At 69.4% G+C, this 21,676-nt stretch carries 16 protein-coding genes; 8 read left to right on the forward strand and 8 right to left on the reverse strand.

Translation table 11 applies throughout. The annotated features are described in order from the left end of the window. The first annotated feature begins 239 nt into the window (after positions 1 to 239). Together ACFPK1_RS00760 and ACFPK1_RS00765 are read left to right on the forward strand one after the other, a co-directional pair. Positions 240 to 1,346, forward strand: a complete 1,107-nt coding sequence (locus tag ACFPK1_RS00760) for a PLP-dependent cysteine synthase family protein (RefSeq protein WP_378018986.1) — start codon at positions 240 to 242, stop codon at positions 1,344 to 1,346. Continuing rightward, on the forward strand, positions 1,346 to 2,830 hold the full coding sequence (locus tag ACFPK1_RS00765) for an MFS transporter (RefSeq protein ID WP_378018987.1): 1,485 nt from the start codon (positions 1,346 to 1,348) through the stop codon (positions 2,828 to 2,830). Before ACFPK1_RS00760 ends, ACFPK1_RS00765 begins: the two co-directional genes overlap by 1 nt. 171 nt (positions 2,831 to 3,001) lie before the next feature. Here the strand turns inward: ACFPK1_RS00765 and ACFPK1_RS00770 are convergent, their stop codons facing one another. Further along, the gene (locus ACFPK1_RS00770; protein ID WP_378018988.1) at positions 3,002 to 7,357 is read right to left on the reverse strand and encodes a Pls/PosA family non-ribosomal peptide synthetase; all 4,356 of its coding nucleotides are present in this window, start codon (positions 7,355 to 7,357) and stop codon (positions 3,002 to 3,004) included. A gap of 1,010 nt (positions 7,358 to 8,367) precedes the next feature. Here ACFPK1_RS00770 and ACFPK1_RS00775 point away from each other — a divergent pair. The 3 genes from ACFPK1_RS00775 to ACFPK1_RS00785 all read left to right on the forward strand — a co-directional run bounded on the left by ACFPK1_RS00775 (position 8,368) and on the right by ACFPK1_RS00785 (position 11,267). After that, positions 8,368 to 9,114, forward strand: coding sequence for a class I SAM-dependent methyltransferase (locus ACFPK1_RS00775; protein WP_378018989.1), 747 nt, complete (start codon positions 8,368 to 8,370; stop codon positions 9,112 to 9,114). Between the two features lie 90 nt (positions 9,115 to 9,204). Further along, entirely contained in the window at positions 9,205 to 9,927 is a 723-nt protein-coding gene (locus ACFPK1_RS00780) for a response regulator transcription factor (RefSeq protein WP_378018990.1), read from the forward strand. Beyond that, entirely contained in the window at positions 9,927 to 11,267 is a 1,341-nt protein-coding gene (locus tag ACFPK1_RS00785; protein ID WP_378018991.1) for a sensor histidine kinase, read from the forward strand. Before ACFPK1_RS00780 ends, ACFPK1_RS00785 begins: the two co-directional genes overlap by 1 nt. Here ACFPK1_RS00785 and ACFPK1_RS00790 read toward each other — a convergent pair. The 6 genes from ACFPK1_RS00790 to ACFPK1_RS00815 form a co-directional block, all read right to left on the reverse strand. After that, a complete protein-coding gene (locus ACFPK1_RS00790; RefSeq protein WP_378018992.1) occupies positions 11,264 to 11,716 on the reverse strand; it encodes a hypothetical protein in 453 nt (150 codons plus the stop codon). The two genes, ACFPK1_RS00785 and ACFPK1_RS00790, sit on opposite strands and share 4 nt — an antisense overlap. 226 nt (positions 11,717 to 11,942) lie before the next feature. Continuing rightward, positions 11,943 to 12,935 (reverse strand): C40 family peptidase, encoded by a 993-nt coding sequence (locus ACFPK1_RS00795; protein ID WP_378019539.1) that lies wholly within the window; start codon positions 12,933 to 12,935, stop codon positions 11,943 to 11,945. Positions 12,936 to 13,063: 128 nt separating this feature from the next. Further along, entirely contained in the window at positions 13,064 to 13,642 is a 579-nt protein-coding gene (locus tag ACFPK1_RS00800; RefSeq protein WP_378018993.1) for a cupredoxin domain-containing protein, read from the reverse strand. After that, entirely contained in the window at positions 13,639 to 14,808 is a 1,170-nt protein-coding gene (locus ACFPK1_RS00805) for an N-acetylmuramoyl-L-alanine amidase family protein (protein WP_378018994.1), read from the reverse strand. The genes ACFPK1_RS00800 and ACFPK1_RS00805 overlap by 4 nt, the downstream gene beginning before the upstream one ends. After that, complete coding sequence (locus ACFPK1_RS00810) at positions 14,741 to 16,078, reverse strand: NAD-dependent epimerase/dehydratase family protein (protein ID WP_378018995.1); 1,338 nt, start codon at positions 16,076 to 16,078, stop codon at positions 14,741 to 14,743. The genes ACFPK1_RS00805 and ACFPK1_RS00810 overlap by 68 nt, the downstream gene beginning before the upstream one ends. After that, a complete protein-coding gene (locus ACFPK1_RS00815) occupies positions 15,987 to 16,559 on the reverse strand; it encodes a hypothetical protein (RefSeq protein ID WP_378018996.1) in 573 nt (190 codons plus the stop codon). Before ACFPK1_RS00815 ends, ACFPK1_RS00810 begins: the two co-directional genes overlap by 92 nt. A 142-nt stretch (positions 16,560 to 16,701) precedes the next feature. On the opposite strand from ACFPK1_RS00815, the gene ACFPK1_RS00820 reads away from it, so the two are divergent. The 3 genes from ACFPK1_RS00820 to ACFPK1_RS00830 all read left to right on the forward strand — a co-directional run bounded on the left by ACFPK1_RS00820 (position 16,702) and on the right by ACFPK1_RS00830 (position 19,264). Next, a complete protein-coding gene (locus ACFPK1_RS00820) occupies positions 16,702 to 17,241 on the forward strand; it encodes a DUF6153 family protein (RefSeq protein ID WP_378018997.1) in 540 nt (179 codons plus the stop codon). A 115-nt stretch (positions 17,242 to 17,356) separates the two neighbouring features. Next, positions 17,357 to 18,001, forward strand: coding sequence for a DUF305 domain-containing protein (locus ACFPK1_RS00825; protein ID WP_378018998.1), 645 nt, complete (start codon positions 17,357 to 17,359; stop codon positions 17,999 to 18,001). Positions 18,002 to 18,355: 354 nt separating this feature from the next. After that, entirely contained in the window at positions 18,356 to 19,264 is a 909-nt protein-coding gene (locus ACFPK1_RS00830; RefSeq protein WP_378018999.1) for a F510_1955 family glycosylhydrolase, read from the forward strand. A 68-nt stretch (positions 19,265 to 19,332) separates the two neighbouring features. Here ACFPK1_RS00830 and ACFPK1_RS00835 read toward each other — a convergent pair whose 3' ends face one another. Further along, entirely contained in the window at positions 19,333 to 21,630 is a 2,298-nt protein-coding gene (locus ACFPK1_RS00835) for a heavy metal translocating P-type ATPase (protein WP_378019000.1), read from the reverse strand. Positions 21,631 to 21,676: the final 46 nt, after the last annotated feature.

Genomic DNA, 21,676 nt, shown 5'->3' on the forward strand with positions numbered 1-21,676 from the left:
CCGTCGTGGGTCCCGCCCCGCCCGAGCCTCACCCGACGGCTGCCGACCTCGTCCGGGTCGGACACAGCACTGCGCCCTTGCGCTGTGTCCGGCCCCTCTTCAGCGGGTCCTCACGGCACTAGGGGTTCGGCTGGGCGCCACCGGAGGCTCGCAGGCGCCACGCGGTGAGCCCCGCACCTGCAACAAGCCATGACCCTCTCCCGCGCGACCTCTCGTCGCGCTCGTCGAACGAGGTCTGAATGTCTGCACCGCCGCTCCCCAGCACCCCCGGCGCAGCCGGGGGCACTCCCCGCGCAACCGAGGTGGTGGGCAACACCCCGGTCGTCTGGATCGACGCCCCGTTCGCCGGGGGTGGACGCGGCTTCTGGGCCAAGCTCGAGGGCACCAATCCTGGGGGGATCAAGGACCGCCCGGCCCTGCACATGGTCCGTCGTGCCCGCGAGCGCGGCGACCTCCAGCCCGGTTGCCGCATCGTGGAGTCCACCAGCGGAACCCTCGGTCTCGGCCTTGCCCTTGCAGGGATTGCCTTCGGTCACCCGGTGACGCTGGTCAGCGACCCGGGCATGGAGCCGTTGATGTACCGGCTGCTGCAGGCCTACGGCACCGAGCTGGAAACAGTCCCAGCGCCTGCGGAGTGCGGCGGCTGGCAGCAGGCGCGGCGAGACCGGGTCGCCCGATTGCTCGCCGATGATCCCGGCGCCTGGTGCCCCGACCAGTACCACAACCCGGACAACGTCGAGGCCTACACGCCGCTGGCCGAGGAGCTATGGCAGCAGCTCGGGGCGATCGACACCCTGGTCTGCTCGGTCGGCACCGGTGGGCACTCGGCTGGGATCTCCCGGGCACTGCGCCGACATCTGCCCGACCTCGAGGTCGTGGGAGTGGACACCGTCGGCTCGACCATCTTCGGTCAACCGGCGCGACCCCGCGTGATGCGGGGGCTGGGCTCGAGCATCCACCCACGCAACGTCGACTATCCCACCTTCAGCGAGGTCCACTGGGTGGCCGCGCAGGAGGCCGTCCCGGCCTGTCGAGCCATGGCCATTCACAGCTACGCCAGCGGCGGATGGAGCGTCGGCGCGGTCGGCACGGTCGCCGGGTGGCTCGCGCGCACCCGCCCGCACGGCACCCGGATCGCGGCGGTGTTCCCCGACGGGCCCGAACGCTACTTCGACACCGTCTACAACGATGAGTTCTGCGAGGCGCACGGACTGGCGGTCGGCGACCCGCCTCTGCACGACCCCATGGAGATCGAGCGGCCTGACGAGGTTCTCGTCGAACGGTGGACACGTTGCCGCACCGTCCTTGACCCCGCCGTCCTCGAGTCCGCGGAGAACGTTCGCTGATGCGGATCCTCGAGCGCTACCGGTCCTTCCAGCGACCGGTACAGCTGCTGCTGCTCAACCAGCTGACGATCAACCTCGGCTTCTACATGCTCATCCCGTACCTGGCCGATCACCTCTCCGAAGGGCTCGGACTCTCGGTGTGGTTGGTCGGGCTCATCCTCGGCGTGCGGAACTTCTCCCAGCAGGGCATGTTCCTGGTCGGCGGCAGCCTGGCAGACCGGTTCGGCTACAAGCCGATGATCGTGGCCGGATGCGCGCTGCGCACCGGCGGATTCGCCCTCATCGGTGTGGTGGACGCGGTGCCCGCCCTGGTCGTCGCCTCGGCCGCAACCGGGTTCGCCGGGGCGCTGTTCAACCCCGCCGTACGCGCCTACATCTCCCACGACGCCGGAGAGCGGCGAGTCGAGGCGTTCGCGCTGTTCAGCGTCTTCTACCAGGCCGGAATTCTGCTGGGTCCGCTTGTCGGCCTGCTGCTGACCGGAATCGACTTCTCGGTCACCTGCCTGGTCGCCGCGGCGGTGTTCGCCGTACTGACCATCCTTCAGATCCGTGCCCTGCCTGCGCGCCGTGGCGAGGACGACCCCGGCGACGGGCAACGCCCACCGATCCTGCGCCAGTGGCGTGAGGTGGCCGCAACCCGAGGATTCCTGCCCTTCTCGGTGGCGATGGTCGGGTCCTACGTGCTGGCCTACCAGATCTATCTCGCACTACCCCTCCAGGCCCGCAGCCTCCTCGGAGGCGGCGAATCGTCCACCGTGCTTGTGGCCGGCGTCTATGTGCTGTCCGGCGGCGTGACGATCGCTGCTCAGATGAGGTTGACCGCCTGGTGCCGACGACGCTGGGGACCGGAGCGCTCGCTGAGCCGCGGCCTCGTCGTGCTCGGAGCGGCGTTCGTGCCGATGCTCGCCGTCGACAGCCTGCTGCTGAGCACAGACGTCGGACCAGGCACCGCGACCGTCCTCGGCACTGTCGCGCTGCTGGCGACCGCCGGCGGGTTGGCGATCGGAACAGCGATCGTCTTGCCCTTCGAGATGTCCACGATCGTTGGACTGGCCCGTAACCGGCTCGTTGCCACCCACTACGGCTTCTACAACACGATCTGCGGCGTAGGCATCCTGCTCGGCAACATCGGAACCGGATGGGCGATCGACCTCGCCCGCTCCGTCGGCCTGGCCCCGGCCCCGTGGGCCGTCATGCTCCTGCTCGGACTCCTCTGCGCCGCAGCACTGGCCGTGCTGCACCGACGAGGACTCCTCACCGTGCCAACGGACAGCGACGACCCCCAGCCTGATGTCGAGGCCCCGACCGTCCGACTGCCCGCGATCGACGGCTGGGCTGAGCAGTCCGTACCGACCCGGCCCCTTGCTGCGAGAGCAGACCCACGCCGGACCCGGACCAAGCGCCCGGTTCGCCTCACCGCCGCGCCGCGCAACGAATACGACGGCCCGTCGACACCACGCGGCCGGCACGTCCGTAGGGGATGAGGACCGGGGGTGGCCGCGCTACACAGCGATAGAGCGGGGTGTTGGGGGGAGGGAGGTCCGACGTATCCGGCGGCTGCCGTGCTCAGTGATGCGCACGTCGCGCACGGGCGGAGCCCGCATGCCAGCTCTTCCCCCCGGGTGGGAAGTCCTCCCACGGCCTTGCGGACGACATCACGCCGCCATCGGCCTTGCCGGGTTGCCGCCCCAGCGCTCACATGCCGGCACCTCTTCACCCTTCATGAGAAAGGTGTCGGGTTCGAGCAAGACCGCGTCGCCGACGTTGGTGCCGTAGTGGACGAACGCACTGACACCCAAGGTGCAGCCCGCACCGATCTTGACGCGATCGGACTTGAAGGCGTTGTCCTCCTGCGAGTGGCACTGGACGATGCTGCGGGCGTTGAGGGTGCACTCGTCACCGATGGTGACGAAGGTCTTCTCGATAAGCGCGCAGCCGTCGTCGAACACCCGGGCTCCGATTCGGACCCCGAGGAGCCGCCAGACCACGTTCTTGAATGGCGTGCCGTTGAACGCCTGGACCCACTCCATCGACGGGACCTTCCAGAACCGCTCGTGACGCCAGAAAGTCTGGTCGTAGATCGAGCACCCGGCTGGTGCGAGCGCTTGGAGGCGAGCTGCTGCGCGTTCGACTGCAACGAGCCAACCCGTACTGAACAGCAGCAGGAGGAACTGGACTAGAACCAACTCGGCGGCGCCGTAGGCCATGTGGATCGATGCGACCCCAGCGGCGATGAGGGCGAGACCCAGGAGGAGGAACCAGCGCACGAACAGGTGCATCGTCATGGTGATCGCGTTGTGCCGGTTCTTCGCCCGCAGCGCTCGTCGGCGACTCTCGGGGTCCTGCTTGAGGCCGCGGTCGCGCTCAACGGTGCGCGGTATCTCGAAGCTCGGGGAGCCGAGCAGGCCGACGCCGGTCCTGAGCTGGCCGTCAATCGGCACCATCACCTTGGTGGCGAGCAGGCAGTCGTCACCAGTGCGGCCCTGAGACGGGTAGGTGATCTGGTTGCCGAGGAAGTTGTGCGCCCCGATGTGAGTGGGCGAGACACGAAACGACGTGGCAGAGAAGTCGGCGTTGACCACCGAGAGCCCATCGGCGACCACAGTTCCGGTGCCGATCGTGCTGTGGAAGGGCGTTTCGTGCTTGACGAGCATGCCGAAGTTGGACCCGGTCTGAGTGAGCGGGGTGAGGCGGTAGCCCAGGAAACGGAGGTAGTGCGGGATGGCTGAGCTGTCCCCGAACAGCATCGTGAAGGCCTTGAGGTTGGTCAGTGTCGTGATCGTCTGGTGCAGGAAGTAGTGGACCCCGTAGAGGGGATAGACCTTGTTCGGTTCGAATGGCCGAGCGAGCACGCGGGGCAGGCTCGCGACCAGGACCAGCCCGACGGCCATCAGTCCGAAGTAGGCCACGAGGGACACGGCCAGCGTCTCGATCCAGAACAGCGGGGTGAGGAATGTGCCCGGTTCGGGGTGCAGCAGTTGGTTGAGGTGCGGGATTTCGCGGACCAGGAAGACTGCTCCGCCCGTGACCAGGGGCACGAGCAGGCTCAGCGCAAGGGCGACCTGCACCAGCGGGTAGACGATCCGCCGGAGCCGACCCGCGTGGGTGGTGGGCACAGCACGATAGTCCACGCCAGCAGGCTGAGCCGGTGAACCGTGCCAGGTCTCGCCAGCGGGGACCCTCTGGCCGGTGTGGAGCGAGGAGGAATGCCCGAGCGTCGCGCCGTCAGCCATCGCGGTGTCGATGTCGAGCACCGTCATCTCCCCGACGAGGACGTCCTGTCCGAGAGAGACCCGCCCAGTCTGGATGTAGCCGTTGACAGCTCGGTAGCACGACAAGGACGAATCCTTGCGGACGACCGAATTCTCACCGATGACCAGCAGGTCGGTGCAGACAGGCAGATCGCGCGAGAGGACCACGGCGCCACGCCCGATCTTCGCGCCGAGCGCTCTGAGGTAGAGCGTGTAGAGAGGCGAGCCGGCGAACAGCACGATCGGGTTGGCCCGCAGCAATGTCTTGACGATCCAGAACCGGAAGTAGGTCAGGCGCCACACCGGGAACTCTCGAGATCGCCAGCGACCAACGAGGATCCACTTGAACAGAACTGGAAGTGCGCAGAGCGCGATCGTCGCGAGGGCACCGATGACGACCGCGCGCTCGTAGAGGTCGAGCAGGGTTGGTGACACCCTCAGCCACTCATACCCCCCGACGACAACCAGAGCCGCCAGGTAGGTATAGCCGAGGAAGAAGAGGAGCTGCGCAAGGCCGCACACCACGTAGCGTGCCGTCGAGATCGTCCGCTGCTTGGGTCGCTCTCCGCGGTGAGGCCTCTGTCTCGCCTCCTCCGCTGGAGGCGGTGCGACCAACTCCGGGTCGGACGGCGCCGCACTCCGTTCGGCTGATGCTGCAGCAGTGGACGACGGGGCAAGCGTGGCGCTCAGCTCGGCGATGGTCGGGTATTCGTAGATGTCCTTTATTCCCACGGCCGGTAGGTCGGGGTGCTTGCGAACGCGAGCGCAGAAGCGGGCCATGATCATCGAGTCCGCGTCCAGATCGTTGAAGAAGTGCGCATCGGTCGGCACCTGCTCGCGGTCGAGGATCTCGGCGAGGAGCTCGCCCAACAGCACGTCGGCACAGGGCGTGGGCGTGGCCGGTGAAGCGATCGCAATGTGGGCCGGGGCGATCGCGGCCGCCAGGCCCGCGATCGTCGGGTGCTCGTAGATGTCGGTCATCGACACCGAAGGCAGGTCGGGGTGCTTGCGGACCCGGGCGCAGAAGCGGGCCATGATCATCGAGTCCGCGTCCAAGTCGTTGAAGAAGTGCGCATCGGTCGGCACTTGCTCAAGGTCTAGGCTCCCGGCGAGGACCTCGGCCAACAGCACCTCGACTCGGCTCCCCGGGCGGGTCGGCGAGATGTGCCGGGGGGTCGGAGTAGTCGGTTGGGGCGCATTTGTCGGACGTGCGGCGGCCCTCGAGCGATTCGTCGAGACCGGGCGAGCGGCGTCGAGACCGACATCCGGGCGCCTGAGCGGCCACAGGCTGTCGGTCGCCGGACGGGGGTCGGGCACCGTCGGTACGGGGCCGCGGCCCGCGACCTCGAGGCGATCCCATCGCGCCCGTCCACCGAGGCGGTCGTGGTATTCGATCTCACCGTCGGACGTGATGCGACCCAGGTCGCCGGTGCGGTAGATGCGCCCGGAGGGATTATCGGGGATGCCGACGAAGTCGGCGACGAACGCCTCGCGGGCGTGTCGGTAACGATTGACATAGCCCCGCGCCAGTCCGATCCCCGCGATGCCGATCTCCCCGACCTCACCGTGCGGAAGGGCGCGATAGGGGTCGTCGGGGTCGAGTACGACGACGCTGTAGCCGGGCAGCGGCGTCCCGAGACTTGGGGCGTCGTCGGGTCGGAGCTCGGCGCACGACGTGGTGACGGTGGCCTCGGCGGGCCCGTAGGTCCCGATGATGCGGCGGTCTGCTCGGTGCCAGCGAGCCACCAGCTCAGGTGGGCACGGCGCTCCCGACACCACCAGCAACCGGAGGTCCGGCAAGTCTTCGTCGAGCGTGGAGAGCACCTCAGAGGAACAGCGCAACACCGTCACACCACGGGCACGCAGGAACCGGGCCAGCGAGCGGCCGCGCAAACCGGTAGCGGTCGGTGGAGCGACCACGGTCGCTCCGACGGCCCACGGGACCCACGTCTCCTCTATCGACAGGTCCGAACCGAGGCTGAGCCCTTGGTAGACCCGGTCCTCGTCATGGAGGCCGTAGACGTCGGCTGCCACCTCGACGAAGTGGGCGATCGCCGGGTGATCGACCGCGACGCCGCGGGGACGGCCGTCGGACCCGAATGTGTAGACGATGTAGGCCAGCGACTGACGGCCCGCGCCGCGCTCGACCTCGGACAGCCGCCTGGGGTCCTGCTCAGCAATCTCGGCGGCGACGCGGTCCAGGTCGAGGGAGCGCGGGGCGCCCCTGATCAGAAGATCGACCCAGGACAAGCGGTCGGAGCATCGCGAGGTGGAGAGCACGATCTGGACGTGAACGTCGTCGAGGATCGAGGCGAGCTGGTCGGTGGTCAGGCGCAGGTCGAGCGACACATAGGCAGCGCCGATTTTCATTGCGGCGAGCACCGCGACGTAGAGGTCGGTCGGACAATCGAGAAGCAGCGCGACTCGATCACCCGCAGTCAGCCCGTGCAGACGTAGGTACCGGGCGAGCTGGTTCGACGCACCGTCGAGGTCCTCGTAGCCCAGGACACGACCATCGGCCTCCACCGCCGGCATGCCGGCCAATCCGGACCGGGAGAGCGCTTCGATCCGGTTCTCGAACACGTCGTCCAGGCGAGCTTGTTGGCGGGCGCGCTGCCCCCGGACTCCCCGATGGTCAAAAAGAACCGTCTGCTCGATGGACTCTTGCTGGGCGTCCGGCCATTGCGATGGTCGAGGCCAGTACGGGTGGACGTCGGTACGAATGTCGCAGTCGCGCTTCGCGCTCAGCTCTGGTCTCACCACACACCCCCCGCGCCATCACGCTCCAGCGGTCGAGAACGTGATTGCTTGCTAGCCACCGATCGAGTCACAGCCCGACGGCTCCCGTTCCGCCGAGCTGATGACACTCGAGCTACTTGCACCTGCAGACCGGAGGACGCCCAGCCCTTGAGCCCGCTCACGCGCCCGTCGAGCGGTCCGGCCATGTGGCCCACGAGTGTCACATGGGAGACGAAGCGCATTCAACGTCCAACGGCGACACGTTGCGACTGAATCTTTCAGAGGCGCACAACGAATGTCACGTCGCCACTCACTGCACATGAGTGCATCGTCAGCGTGAACGCCGATCAAGGCCAATGCACGGGCGACGGCAAGACCTCTCACCGGGGAAGCATGTGTGGCAGTTGTCGTCAACAACGGGCTACCGACAATTGCCTCTCATCCAGCGCTGATCGATGCGCAAGACAGGTTCGCCTCAGCTCGAGAGCGACGCAGCGCCGTAGTTCGCTGGCCGACAGTCGGTGCCCGGCTCGCGGGCAGTGCTGCCCTGGTTGTTGTTCACGCTCGAAGGGCGCCGATCGGGCCGCCCCTCCCCGTCGAAGTCGCTGCGCGTCGCCACGCGGCCGACGAGATCACCGACGCGCGGATCGAGGCGCTGCAGGGGACACCTCCACCATCAAGACGGCGGGCGACCTGCGCACCAGCAAGTACTTCTTGCCCGGGCCATCACGACGCTTGCGAGTAGGCAGCGGTCTGAGCTCACTCGCCACCACGCGTCCGGCGGCTTACAGGCGCACCAGGAGCGGCCGGTCCCGAGGGACAGCGCGACGGCAGCCCCTTCGCCCGCGGCCCCGCTTCTTACACGGCGTTGACACTGAGCTGGCTTTCCTCGTACGCAGCGGCGGCTAGCCTGCCTTTTCGATCCTCATGCGCGGGAACTTCTCGTGCACACAACCAGAGGGGGCGAGTTCGTGCTCCTCTCGCGACCGTTCCGGTTGCTGGTGTCTTCGATACGCAAGGAAGGGATGTGCGTGACGGCGAGCAAGGTCATCAGTATTGTCCGGGAACCGATGTTCGACGCGGTCCACGGCACCGATACGGCGACTCGGGTGCAGGTCCACGACACCGACGCTTCCGGACCCAACGTTGCGTACGCAGTCGACTACGAGCCCACCAGCTACCACGAGGCGAGAGCTCTGTTCCAGCGTCTCCGCCTCACCGACGTGCACGGGGCCTTCGTCGACTTCGGGTGTGGCAAGGGGCGCATGCTGCTCCTCGCGACCGAGTACTCCTTCGGTCGCATCGTCGGGATCGAGTTCTCGCAGCAGCTGTGCGACACCGCACGCGCGAACGTGCAGAAGTACTGTTCGTCAACAGAAGAGCGGGTCGAGATCCTCAACGAGGACGCGGCCAGCTATGAGCTGAGCGATGACGAAGTGGTGTTCTTCTTCTTCAACCCGTTCGCGGAAGCGGTCATGAGTATGGTACTCGAGAGCATCTACCGCTCTCTCCGGCGACGAAATCGTCAAGTGTGGGTCATCTACAACAATCCGCGGTGTCGAGCCCTGTTCGAGTCCGGCGGCGTCTTCTTGAAGGTGGACGAGCACCGGCTTCCCCGGACCAGAGCCTTCGTCTACACCAACGTGGGCACCGACCCGAGGTCGGTCCGATCGCTGCTCCCGGAGCGCCGGGCGGACGTTCCAGGAGCCGGCGAGGCCACGGAACGAGTCGGAGCAGACGGCTGCACGCCCGTCCGGTCGTCCTCGTCGGGCAGATGATCACGGTGGTCGGTCCGTGACCGTCTCGACGCTTGGACCTCCGAGCTCTCCCCAGCACCATGAGCCGTGACCAACACGCCAAGGGGTGAGATGACCACGGAGATGGGTGCTTCAGTGCTGGTCGTCGAGGACGACATCACGATTGGCGACGTCTTGACGGCCACCCTGCCCCAACACGGTCTGGCCACCCGGTGGGTGCGCAACGGTGCCGAGGCGCTCGCGGCGGCCCAGGCCGGCGCCTTCGACCTGGTCCTCCTCGATCTGGGGCTGCCGGACCTCGACGGAGTCGAGGTGTGCCGTCGTCTCCGTGCGCAGCAACCGTCCTGTGTCCTGGTGATGCTCACGGCACGAACCGCCGAGATGGAGGTCGTGGTCGGGTTGGAGGCCGGGGCGGACGACTACCTGACCAAGCCGTTCCGGCTCCACGAGCTCTTGGCCCGCATCCGGGCGCATCTGCGTCGAGCTGGTCAAGGAACCGGGAAGACGCCAGAGGTGTCGCTCGGCGATCTGCGCGTCGATCTCGTCGGCCGGAGGGTCGCCATCGGCGGCAAGAGGGTCGAACTGCGGAACAAGGAGTTCGATCTCCTCTCCCGCCTCGTCCAGGACGCCGGTGTTGCGGTGAGCCGCGAGCGTCTGATGGCCGATGTCTGGGACGAGCACTGGCACGGGCCGACCCGGACCCTCGACGTCCATGTCGCCGCGCTGCGCCGGCGCCTCGAGCCCATGGACACGTCGGTGCGGGCGCCTCGCATCACGACCCTGCGCGGCTACGGCTATCGCCTGGACCTCCCGAGCACAGAGGGCGAGCCCTGATGCGACGCCGCATCGTGGTGCTCGCGGTCGCCGCGGCCGGAATGGCACTCCTGCTGTTCGGCGCGCCGCTCGCCGTCGGTCTCCTGCAGTTCGCTTTGACCGAGGAGCGCATCGGGCTCCAACGGCTCGCGGACTCCACGGCATGGTCGATCCAGGAGCGCATGTCGCACGGCGAGGTGCCGACGGTCTTGCCGGCTGGACCTGCCGATGTCGCGGTCGCGCTGTACGGCGTACCAGGCGGTCGGCTCGCCGGGGAGGGGCCGCCGTGGATCGACCGCGCGGTGCAGCTCGGCCCCGACGACGGGGCATATGGCGGTGACGGTCTCGTCGTGGTCTCCCCCGTCTCGGACACCCACGACGTCGTCGGGATCGTTCGAGTGGCAGGGAGTCCAGCGTCGGTCTACGCCGCGCTCGTGCCGTGGTGGCTCGCCATGACGACACTCGCGATGGCCGTCCTCGTGGCGGTCTGGTTCGTCGCGCGGCAACAGGCTCGCCGTCTCTCACAGCCCCTCGAGGTGCTAGCCGTTGACGCCGAGCGTCTGGGCAACGGCGACTTCAGCGTCCGCTGCTCCGCGGCCGGTGTCGACGAGGTCGACCACGTCGTCAGGGCGGTCGACGCCACCGCTCGTCGGCTCGACGAGATGCTCGCGCGTGAGCGGGCCTTCTCTGCCGAGGCGTCGCACCAGTTGCGGACGCCCCTCACCGGGCTCCGTCTGCGACTCGAGGCCGCCCTCGACGGGCCAGATGACATCACCCGCAGCGCGATCGAGTCCGGGCTGACATCGATCGACCGACTCGAGCGCACGATCGACGACCTGCTCGTGCTCGCTCGGGAGCGCCGCGATCACGCCGGAACCACCGACGTGGTCGCGCTCGCTCGCGATGCGGAGCGGGAATGGGGCGGGCGTCTGACTGCCGAGGGACGCCGGCTCGAGCTCCGTATCGAGCGGGACGTGCCGGCCGTGGCCGCCTCGCCGGCAGCGGCCCGACAGGTGCTGGGCGTGCTGCTCGACAATGCGCGCGCCCACGGAACCGGGCGCGTGCGTGTGACAGTGCGCGAGATCGACGAGTCGGCCGTGGCGTGCGACGTCGCCGACGAGGGGGAGGGCGTCACGCCAGAGATCCTCGGTGGCGCACAGGCGCGGACGGTCGGCTCGTCCGAGGGCCAGGGGATAGGACTTGCCCTCGCCCAGCGCCTGGCCACGGCCGAGGGTGGACGTCTCGTCGTCAAGGAGCCGGGAACGGTGAGTCTGCTCCTCCCGGTCCACGGTGACCGGCCCACTACGCCTGACCGCCTCGCCGGAGGCGCGTCTCCGTCTTCCCCGACACCGGCGCATTAGCCTGTGGTCGCCGGGTCCTTCGCCACCGCGAGCCAACGGCGTCGTGCCTCCACCTCGAAGGTCGCTGAGATGGTCCGCCAGCCCGATGGACCGTCGGCGAGGACCCGCTCGCTCGGCCGGATGCCCTGCAGCATGGAGGTCCGCGACGGTTGGTGCTGGGAGAGAGTGGTGTCGACCCTGTCGAGGACAGCGTCCTGGACGGTGATCTCGATTTCGCCGACCGCTCTGTGCAGCGACACATGCAGTGCCTGGACGTCGGCGTCCCGGGTGGTCAACGACTGGTCCTCCCAGTCGAGCAGGAGGTAGTAATCGCCCGGCGGCGGCGTGGTGAGCGGTTCCTCCAGCACGTGCCGGCGGTGGAGGCCCAGAAGGTTCAAGATCGGGTCGTCGGCGAGCAGCTGCTTCACTGCGTCCCGCATCTTGGCGGTTTCCAGCTCGGGCGTCGGCAAGGCGTGGCCTCCTCGGTGGCGGGACGCCGGTCGTGTCTTCACCTCTTCGCCGGCTCCCGCCACGCTAGGGAGCGCGCTCTCAGCGGCTGGCCAGTCCCGTGCCAACGCACGGTAAGAAAGGCGGTCGATCCGGCTGCATGCCGGCGAGCAGTCCACCGACGCCACATGTCACCACCGTGTGTCCGACCTCCATCGTGATCAGGGCGAAACCGAAGCGAGCTCCATCTCAGGACACCGCAGCACCCGTACCGGGCCGAGTCGCGAGACGGACCATGTCTTCCTCATCGAAGGACACTGCGCGGGTACCAAGAGGAACTCCGGTCTGGGAAGCGTTCATCATCTGGCCGTTGCCGATGTAGAGCCCCACGTGGTGGATGGTCTCGGGGTCGGAAGTGTCATACGCCCAGAACAGCAGGTCGCCGGGCTGCGCCTGCTCCACCGGGACGTGCGCGCCCGCGTGGTACTGGTCGCGGGAGACGCGCGGCAGCACGATCCCCGCGCGCTGGTAGGCGCGCAGCATGAGCCCCGAGCAGTCGTAGCTGCTCGGTCCGGTGGCGCCCCAGACGTAGGGCTTGCCGGTCTCGGCGGTGGCGAACTCGATCGCCGTGCGCGCGACGCCCGGCGGCAGGGCGGCCGCGGGCCCGGGACCGGCCTCGGTGGCGGGGACGCACTCCTGGATGGCGCCCGCGACGCCCGCGAGGTCGGTGACGAGGCTGTTGGCCAGCGACTCCCATTTCGCGTAGGCGTTGGGGAACGCCGAGCGCTGCACGATCTGGGCGGCCTGCGTGACCGGCATCGTGTCCCAGCCCGGCACGGTGAGCAGGCGCTCGAGGAAGGTCCGCGTCGCGTAGACCGGGTCGCGGACCTGCGCGGGCGAGCCCCAGCCCTGGCTGGGGCGCTGCTGGAACACGCCGAGCGAGTCGTGGTCGACGGCGACGTCCATGCCGACCGTGCCCATCTGCGACTCCTGCATCGCCGTGGCGAGGGCGACCACCCAGCCGCGCGGCGGCACGGCCATCCCCTTGGCGACGCCGATGATCGTCGCGGCGGTCTGGCGCTGCACCTCGTCGAGCTCGGCGGACGTCTGCGGTGCCCCACCCGTCCCAGCACCGCCCGACGCCCCGGTCCCGGCCTCGCACGTGCCGCTCTCCGCGCCCTCGTCGCCGAAGGGCACGAACTGGTTCGCCACGAGCAGGCCACCGGCCAGCACGATCACCATGAACGCCGCGAGCCCGGCGACCGGCAGCAGCAGGCGCAGGATCCGTAGGCCCGGCGGCAGGCGCAGTGGTCCGTCCCCTCGCGAGAACCGGCCGAGCCCTCGGTGGCCGCTTCGGGGCGGGGTCACCGCTACGGAACGGTGACCTCGAGCAGCCTCACACCGCTGCGCTCGAGCTCCGCTGTGTAGACGCCGGACCGATCCGCCGTGAACTCGAGGACAGCTCGATCTCCCGGATTGGTCGGAGCGACGCGCTCGTAGCCGTGCAGGTGAATCTCGTCTGCGACATCGGTCGACACCGCGAGCAACACTGTGCTGCCTCTCTCTACTTCGACCTGGTCCGACTTCCGCGCTAGCCGGCCCCGCTCGAAGAGCACGGAGACGACCGTGCCGTTCGGCGGCACCTCCACCGGCGGAGCAAGATCGTCACCCTCAACGGGAGGTGTGGTCGGTGTCGCGCCGGTGCTGAGGGCACCTGGGTCGGCGGCGGTTCCGCACCCCGTCACGAGACCGAGCATCACAGCTCCGATGAGCAAGACCGTCGCTCTCCGGCTGCATCGCGCCTCCACGACGCCTGCTCTCGAACCTCTCGCCGCGACAGGCCACCGGCGTGTCAGGGGGCTCTCCGCCCAAGGGGAGCTACGCGGGGCACGGTGGTCGACCGTCAGCCCCAGACCTCGTGGCCGCTCGACAACCTCGCCGCGGATCATCGACGCTCCTCGTCGAGGTAATCCTCGACGCCGGAGCTGATCGCACCGGCCAGAACATCGACACCACGCGGAGTTGCCACCGTCGTCAGATCACCCGGGTTGGTGAGGAACAGTGGCTCGACGAGCGCGCCCGGCATGGAGCTGGCCTCGTCACCCGAGCCGGGGCGGCCCGGCCCGAGGAGGACGAGATCGCCGCCGCGGGCCTCGCCACCGGAGGAGTCGTCGATGACGCCACGGTCGGGCGACTGCGCGCCGAGAGTCGCGAGGCCGGTGCGGATGTTCGATTGGAGTGACTGGGCGAGGGCGCGGCTGCGGGGAGCGAGCTGCCGGTCGACGTCGTACAGGGTCTCCGAGCCCCTCACTGCGGGATCGTCGAAGGAGTTGAAGTGGACTGAGACGAGCGCGTCGGCGCGCGCGATGTTGGCGCATCGCACGCGAGCGACGAGATCCTCTTGGCTCGCGGCGGTCGTCAGAGAGCCGTTCTGCACCTCGTCGGACTCGATCGTGCTGCCGAGCTCGTCCGTCGAACGCGACAACACGGGGGTGATACCGACCGCGCGAAGGCGGGAGGCCACGGTGAGGGCCACCGGCAGGGTCAGGTCCTTCTCCGCCACCGTACGGCCGTCGAGCGTGGTACCGAGCGAACCGGGATCAGGCCCACCATGCCCTGCGTCCACCAGGACCGTGCCGCGCGACGTTGAGCCGCTGGGCGGAAGAGCGACGCATCCTCCCGGAGCGAACGACCGAGCATCGAGGGCGATCGATGACGGCACCTCGAGCGTTTCCGCTGGTCCTGCCTCCGGCCGAGGGGCCTCGCTCACGAGCTGCGCGCTGGCGAGCGACCACGCAGCGATGGCGGCCCCCACGAGCGCGGCGAGGAGCCCACGCAGTGCACCGTGGCGCTGAGGGGCGACACAGTGGCGAGACCGACCACGTTGCCGAGTCCGACCCCTGTCCTCGTGGAGATGAGCCGTCCCGCCCGCGCCCCACGCCACACTCCTCGTTCTCGATCGGTCGATCGGCGTTGTCGGAGTGCGGTCGTCACCACGAGACATCACATCGACCTCGCCGAGGTTGGACTGCGACGCTCGGCGGCCCTCACGTGCCGCGGCGGGCATGGAGCTGGAACGACAGGCTCCGGACCTCGTCCTGAGACTTCTCCGCATAGCCGACCAACTCGTGATCAGCGTCGCGGCGTGCGAGGTGCCAGTGCACGGTCTGGGTCAAGCCTTGCGTGAGAGTCGTGGTGGAGCGCCAGCCCAGAGAGTCGAGAGCCGGGAGCGGGTCGGCGATGTGGGCGACATCGTTCGCCCGGTCTGCGAGGTCCCCGAACCCGAAGGCACCGTCGTAGCCGATGAGCGTGGCGACCATGCGAACCGTGTCCGCGATGGTGGTCGAGGTCGCCGACCCGATGTCGGCCACGAGCCCCGGCGCCGAGGGGTGGACGGCGGCGAGCAGGAACGCCCGACACACGTCGTCGATGTAGACCCAGTCGATGGGTCGCGTTCCGCTGCTCAGACGCGGCGCGCGACCTTCGAGCAGGCTGCCGATGACGTACGGGAGCAGCTTGGTCTGGTCGGGCTGGCTCGGCCCGTAGACCATGGCGGGACGCAGCACGGTCACCGGAAGGCCCCACTGCTGGTGGAACAGCTGCGCGCACGTTGTCGCTGCGACCTTCGCCGCCGCGTAGGGCGAGCAAGGGGCTTCGCCCGCGTGCGGCTCCTCCACCGAGCCGGCGAGGACGACCCTTCTGTTGCCCAGGCGGTGCGCTGCGGTCATCACGTTGACCGCGGCCCGCGTGTTGTTCTCGAGCATGCTGCCCAGGACCTCGGCGCTGCGGTGGCCCGCGACGGTGCTGGCCAGGTGGAGAACGACCTCCGGGTCGCTCTCCCGGACGAGACGGTCGGTGGCGTCGGCGTCGGTGAGGTCTGCCTCGTGCCATGTCACGCGTCGACGCCCGGGAAGGCCGTACCGCGAGGTGCCGGTCGGGGTGCGACTTGGACGGACGACAGCGTGCACGTCGGCGCCGACGTCCAGGAGACGTGCGAGGAGATGGCCGCCGATGAAGCCGCGGGCTCCGGTCACCAGGACGCGGCGGGACGAGAGGCTCGGGTTGTCGGACAACGTCGTGGTGGCGGGCCGCGGACGGGGAAGGTCCGCGGAGAACGTGGCAATCACGGGTGAGGTCCTCACAGGGTGGCGGGTGCGTGTGTGCACCCGGCGCTGACGGTTTCCTGTGAAGCTCGCGTCGATGATCGAGGCGGAGCTGTGCGGCGCGCGATAGCCCGGGCGCGTCCGCCGGCCTCGAGGCGAGGACCCCGGAGGTACTGGAGTCAGCCGTCGATCAGGAAGCGAGCGCGGGAAGCATCGGTGGGCCGCGCCGGTGAACCTGTCGGGAGAAGAGCAACTGATGCTCGCGTGCTTGGGGTCCGGCACCGCGCTCGGTCGTGATGACGCGCGTCGGGGTCGGCGCCGCGGGGACGTGCAGGACCCGGGCGAACACGAGTACGACGGCGGAGACGACGTAGCGACATGCTGGTTCGCTCGCGGCGACGGCAACGACGAGGAGCGCGACGACGACGTGGAGTGCGATGGTCGAGAGGCTCTGGGGCCATCCGTGCGAGTGCGGCAGCCACTCGGTGCCGGCCTGGGTCACCTTGCCCAGGGCGTGCACCGCTGGTTGTCCGACGACCGCGAGGTTGGCGGCCGCGAACGCGCTCTGAAATCGCCCCGGCAACCAGAGCCGCCCGATGCCGACGACCACCGCGACCAAGCCCACCGCGAGGGCATGGGTCGGCGGTTCGTCGGCGAGCAGGTCGAAGCCGACAGCGACGAGCAGGACGAGCACGGACGACGCGACCAGCAAAGCTGCACGCAGGCGTGAATGGTCACGCTGAGTCGCACTCGAACCGGACACGGCGCGACGTTAGCACTCGTTGGTGGTGGCCGACCGTCGTGTTGGCAGCCCACGGTCACTGGCGCCGCCGAGCGGCCGCGTAGGCCGACCTGAAGCGGGAGCGCAACTCGGCCTGCCGGTCGGCTTCTGTATCGTCGGCGGCGTGATCCGCTGGCACGGCCGCTCGCACGCGGTGTCGGCGCGGTTGCTGACCAGCTGGTCCGGTCGGCTCGCTCTCCTGGCGATCGCAGTCGGGCTGGTCCTCATGCACCACGTCGTGGGCGCTCACCAGCACACCGGCGAGGACTCACCGCAGTTCGGACCCGCGGTTCCTTCCGTCGTCACACCGGGCGGAACGCTCCAGAGCGCAGATCACGATCACGGCTCGGCACCAGGGAATGGCGTCGCCAGCGATCCCGCGATGACTCACGAGACGCAGTCGGGCTTGCCCGTGGAGAGCGGTGCCGCCTTCCTGCATCGCCATGCCGACGGCGGTGGACACGATCACTCGGATTCGCTGCTCCACATGTGCCTCGTGGCCCTGATCGGCGCCGCGATCTTCGCATTTCTCCTCGTTCTGGTCGCGTCTTGGTGGCGGATGACGCCTCGCGCGCCCATCGCGCCTGGCCACACCTCCGCCGCTGAGCCGCGCGCTCCACCGACCTCCTCGAGACTCGCGGAACTCCAGCTCCTCCGGCTGTAGGTCGGCCCACCGACTGCACCCGTGTCCATGCGACGCGATGGTGCAGCGGCGCCGAGCCCTGTCCTCAGCACCGGCCAATGCGCACCGGCCGGTGCTCAGCCGAAGGAGATTCATCGTGCGTGCCCGTCTCCTCGGCGGCGTCATCGCCGCCGCCACTGCCGCCGTCCTGGCCGCAGGCTGTTCCAGTTCATCGTCCGCCCCTGCGGGTGGTCCCACCGCGGCGCCGCCGGTCTCGTCCCCATCCGCCGCACCGATCTCGCCCGAGCACAACGAGGCGGACATGATGTTCGCCCAGGGCATGATCCCTCACCACACGCAAGCCATCACCATGTCGACGCAAGCTGCGCAGCGGGCCTCGTCCCAGGAGGTCAAGGACCTCGCGGCCCGCATCGAGCAGGCGCAGGGTCCGGAGATCGAGCAGATGAACCAGATGCTCGACGCGTGGGGCGCACCCCGCCCGCAGCCAGGCTCGACGGCGATGCCCGGCATGCCCGGCATGCCCGGCATGCCAATGGCCGACATGCCCATGCCGGGCATGATGGGTGAGGCCCAGATGCAGCAGCTGGCAGCTCAGTCCGGTCCGGCCTTCGACCGGATGTTCCTGCAGATGATGATCGAGCACCACACTGGCGCCATCCAGATGGCCCAAAGCGAACAGGCCCAGGGACTCAACCCTCAGGCCAAGGACCTCGCCGGCCTCATCGTGGCCGCTCAACAGCAGGAGATCACCGAGATGCAGGCCCTGCTCAGCAGGGTCTGACCGGCCGGGGACGGACGCAGAGCAGTCGGCCGCCCGTCCCCCCGCGGGCAGGCTTGTCGCCCGCGTCCGTCCCCGGAACCGGCCTCCCCCACACCGCGTCGGCCACTGCGGCACGCGGGCCTGTCCCTGCCTCGGAGTCTCCGGTAGCCGTCCACGGGTTACCCCACCGCGGCGCTGGCGGACTCTTGCTCCTTCGCTCCCCGGAGAGGACACGTTGATCTACGACTCGATCAGCCAACACCCCACTCGCGCGGGCGCGGGAGCTCGCCGACGAGCCGGACACTGTCTGGGTCGATTGATACGCGAACGAGCGGTACCCGCGCGCGTAACAGGAAACGCTCAGGGGGAGTCCCGATGATCAGGCCATCGCGAGTGCGGAGCTGCTTGTACCGCTCCGTCTCGTTGGTCGTGGCCGCGGTGGGGGCCGCTCTGCTCGCCGGGTGCGCTGGGAGCACTCCTGCTCCGGCCGCATCCGCGGCCGCAGGGTCGGCCACTGGTCACGTCCACGGGCTGGGTGTCGATCCCGCCGATGGGCGGACCTACGTGGCGACGCATCACGGTCTCTATCGAGTCGCCGCGACCGGTCTCGAGAAGATCGGTGTCTCGGCGACGTCGGATCGGGACCTCATGGGCTTCCTGGTGGCGGGGCCGCGCGTCTACCTCTCGAGTGGGCATCCGGCACCGGACGAGGCCGTGACCCGCAACCCGCTCGGGCTCGTGCGGAGCACCGACGGTGGAGCGTCCTGGCAGTCGGTGGCCCTCGACGGCGAGGTCGACTTCCACGCCCTCGACCAGGGGCGCGGAGCGCTCTATGGCGTGGACTCTGAGGGCGCGCTGCGGACCAGTACGAACGGTGGGACGCGTTGGGAGTCCCTCCCGGCGCCGCCGGCGCTCGACGTGGCCGCGGAGCCGGGTGGTGCCGGGCGGGTGATCCTCGCTGTCTCGGGTGGCGTGGCAACAAGCACGGGTGCCGGCGAGCCCTCGGCCGGTCCGACCTCTTTCATCGTCTCGCCGTCCCCGCAACTCGTGTTCCTGTCTTGGGCACCGGACGGCGAGCTGTACGGCCTCACCCCGGACGCTCAGTTGCTCGCGAGCACCGACGGTGGCTCGACCTGGCTACCTCGCGGGTCTGTTCCGGGCGGTCGCCCGCAAGCGCTCACCGCTGTCGGGCAGGGGCGCGTGCTCGCCGCGACCGTAGGAGGCATCCACGACAGTCGGGACGGCGGACGATCCTTTGCCACCGCTGTCCAAGGACCGCCGTGACAGGGTGTCCCGAGCCGCTCCATTGCGATGCCCGCCCGGTGGAGGAACCGGGCGGGCACCCCGCGAGCTCAGGCCGTGTCTCGGGAGCGAAAGCGGCGCAGCCGCAGACTGTTGACCACGACGAAGACCGACGAGAAGGCCATGGCCGCACCAGCGAGCATCGGGTTGAGCAGGCCGGCCGCGGCCAGGGGCAGTGCCGCGGTGTTGTAGGCGAACGCCCAGAACAGGTTTCCCTTGATCGTCGAGAGCGTGCGGCGGGAGAGCCGGATGGCGTCGACCGCGGCCCGGAGGTCGCCTCGCACCAGGGTGAGGTCGCTCGCCTCGATGGCCACGTCGGTGCCGGTGCCCATGGCCAGCCCCAGATCTGCTCGGGCGAGCGCGGCGGCGTCGTTCACACCGTCGCCAATCATGGCCACAACCTTGCCCTGCTCCTGAAGACGGGCGATGACCTCGTCCTTGTCGGCGGGCATGACCCCGGCGATCACCCGCTCCGGGTCGATCCCCACTTCTGAAGCGACGGCGCGAGCCGCCGGCTCCGCGTCGCCGGTCAGCAGGACCGGAGTCAGGCCGAGCGCTCGGAGGTCGCGCACGGCGTCGGCGCTTCCCTCCTTGACCGTGTCGGCGACCGACAGCAGTCCGCGCGCCACTCCGTCCCACGCCACGGCCACGACGGTGTGGCCACGCGCCTCGGCCTCCGACTTCACCTCGGCGAGGTCGGCAGGCATCGCCACGGACCAGTCCTCGAGCAGGCGCGGTCGGCCGACGAGGACCGCATGGCCGTCGACGGTCCCGTGCACCCCGAGACCTTCGTCGTTGGCGAACTCCTCGATGGCCGGGAGCGGCCGATCCGAGCGGCCGCGGGCCGCCACCGATATGGCGCGAGCGATCGGGTGCTCCGAGGCGTCCTCGAGGGCACCGGCGAGCCGGAGGACCTCGACGGTGTCCTGCCCGGCGGCGGTGTGCACGTCGACCAGGGACATGCGGCCCTCGGTGATGGTGCCGGTCTTGTCCAGGACGACGGTGTCGACGCGGCGCGTCGACTCGAGCACCTCCGGGCCCTTGATGAGGATGCCCATGGCGGCACCTCGACCCGTCCCGACCATCAGCGCCATCGGTGTGGCCAGGCCCAGCGCGCAGGGACAGGCGATGATCAGGACGGCCACCGCCGCGGTGAACGCGCCAGCAGCTCCGACACCGGCGGTGAGCCAGAAGCCGAGCGTGGCGGCTGCGAGAAGGATGACGATCGGGACGAAGACACCGGAGACACGGTCGGCGAGGCGCTGGACGGCGGCCTTGCCGGTCTGGGCGTCCTCGACCAGGCGCGCCATCTGGGCCAGCTGCGTGTCCGCGCCGACCCGCGTCGCGCGGATGACGAGGCGGCCGCCGGCGTTCACGGTGGCACCGATGACGGCGTCACCGGTGCCGACCTCGACGGGCACCGACTCGCCGGTGACCATGGAGGCGTCGACCGCGGAGCTGCCGTCCTCGACCTCGCCGTCGGTGGCGATCTTCTCCCCCGGCCGCACGACGAAGCGGTCCCCGACCTCCAGCTGCTCGACCGGGATCCGATGCTCGACGCCGTCCCGCAGGACCGCGACGTCCTTGGCGCCGAGCTCCAGCAGGGCGCGCAGCGCAGCTCCGGCGCGACGCTTGGCTCTGGCCTCGAACCAGCGGCCGGCCAGGATGAACGTGGTCACCCCGGCCGCGACCTCGAGGTAGATGTTGCCGGCGCCGTCGGTCGGCGCGATGGACAGCTCGAACGGGTGGGTCATCCCGGGCACGCCCGCGGTGCCGAGGAAGAGCGCGTAGAGCGACCAGCCGAAGGCGGCGAGGGTGCCGAGCGAGATGAGCGTGTCCATGGTCGCGGTGCCGTGGCGCAGGTTGGCCCACGCGGCGCGGTGGAACGGCAGCGCACCCCACACGACCACCGGGGCGGCGAGCGCGAGCGAGGCCCACTGCCAGTAGGTGAACTGCACCGCCGACACCATGGCGAGGACCACCACGGGGACCGAGAGGACGAGCGAGACGAGCAGCCGGGTCCGCAGGCTGTCCGCCTCGCTGTCGCGGTTCTCGCCGGTCTCGCGGTCGCTGTCCTCCGTCGCCGGTGGCGTCGGGACGGACGCCGTGTAGCCGGCCGCCTCGACCGCGCCGATCAGGTCCTGTGCGGTCACGTCGGACGTGACGGCGACGCGCGCCTTCTCGGTGGCGAAGTTGACGGTGGCCTCGACCCCGTCGAGCTTGTTGAGCTTGCGCTCGATGCGGTTCGCGCACGACGCGCAGGTCATGCCGCCGAGGACGAGCTCGACCTCGTGCGTCGTCGCCGCGTCCTGCGTCATCGCGCGACCGTTCTCGGTGACGGTGCTCATCCCGCGTGTCCTTCCTGGGCGGCCTCGGAGATGTCGCCCTCGACGC

Origin of the sequence: Actinomycetospora rhizophila (genome assembly GCF_042657905.1) — a bacterium.
Taxonomy (GTDB): domain Bacteria; phylum Actinomycetota; class Actinomycetes; order Mycobacteriales; family Pseudonocardiaceae; genus Actinomycetospora; species Actinomycetospora rhizophila.

Excerpts from the sequence above, each read along its gene's own strand:
- ACFPK1_RS00760 (WP_378018986.1), top strand. The coding sequence starts at position 240 with ATGTCTGCACCGCCGCTCCCCAGCACCCCCGGCGCAGCCGGGGGCACT.
- ACFPK1_RS00765 (WP_378018987.1), top strand. The coding sequence starts at position 1,346 with ATGCGGATCCTCGAGCGCTACCGGTCCTTCCAGCGACCGGTACAGCTG.
- ACFPK1_RS00780 (WP_378018990.1), top strand. The coding sequence starts at position 9,205 with ATGACCACGGAGATGGGTGCTTCAGTGCTGGTCGTCGAGGACGACATC.
- ACFPK1_RS00785 (WP_378018991.1), top strand. The coding sequence starts at position 9,927 with ATGCGACGCCGCATCGTGGTGCTCGCGGTCGCCGCGGCCGGAATGGCA.
- ACFPK1_RS00795 (WP_378019539.1), bottom strand. The coding sequence starts at position 12,935 with ATGGTGATCGTGCTGGCCGGTGGCCTGCTCGTGGCGAACCAGTTCGTG.
- ACFPK1_RS00800 (WP_378018993.1), bottom strand. The coding sequence starts at position 13,642 with ATGATCCGCGGCGAGGTTGTCGAGCGGCCACGAGGTCTGGGGCTGACG.
- ACFPK1_RS00805 (WP_378018994.1), bottom strand. The coding sequence starts at position 14,808 with ATGCGGAGAAGTCTCAGGACGAGGTCCGGAGCCTGTCGTTCCAGCTCC.
- ACFPK1_RS00830 (WP_378018999.1), top strand. The coding sequence starts at position 18,356 with ATGATCAGGCCATCGCGAGTGCGGAGCTGCTTGTACCGCTCCGTCTCG.
- ACFPK1_RS00835 (WP_378019000.1), bottom strand. The coding sequence starts at position 21,630 with ATGAGCACCGTCACCGAGAACGGTCGCGCGATGACGCAGGACGCGGCG.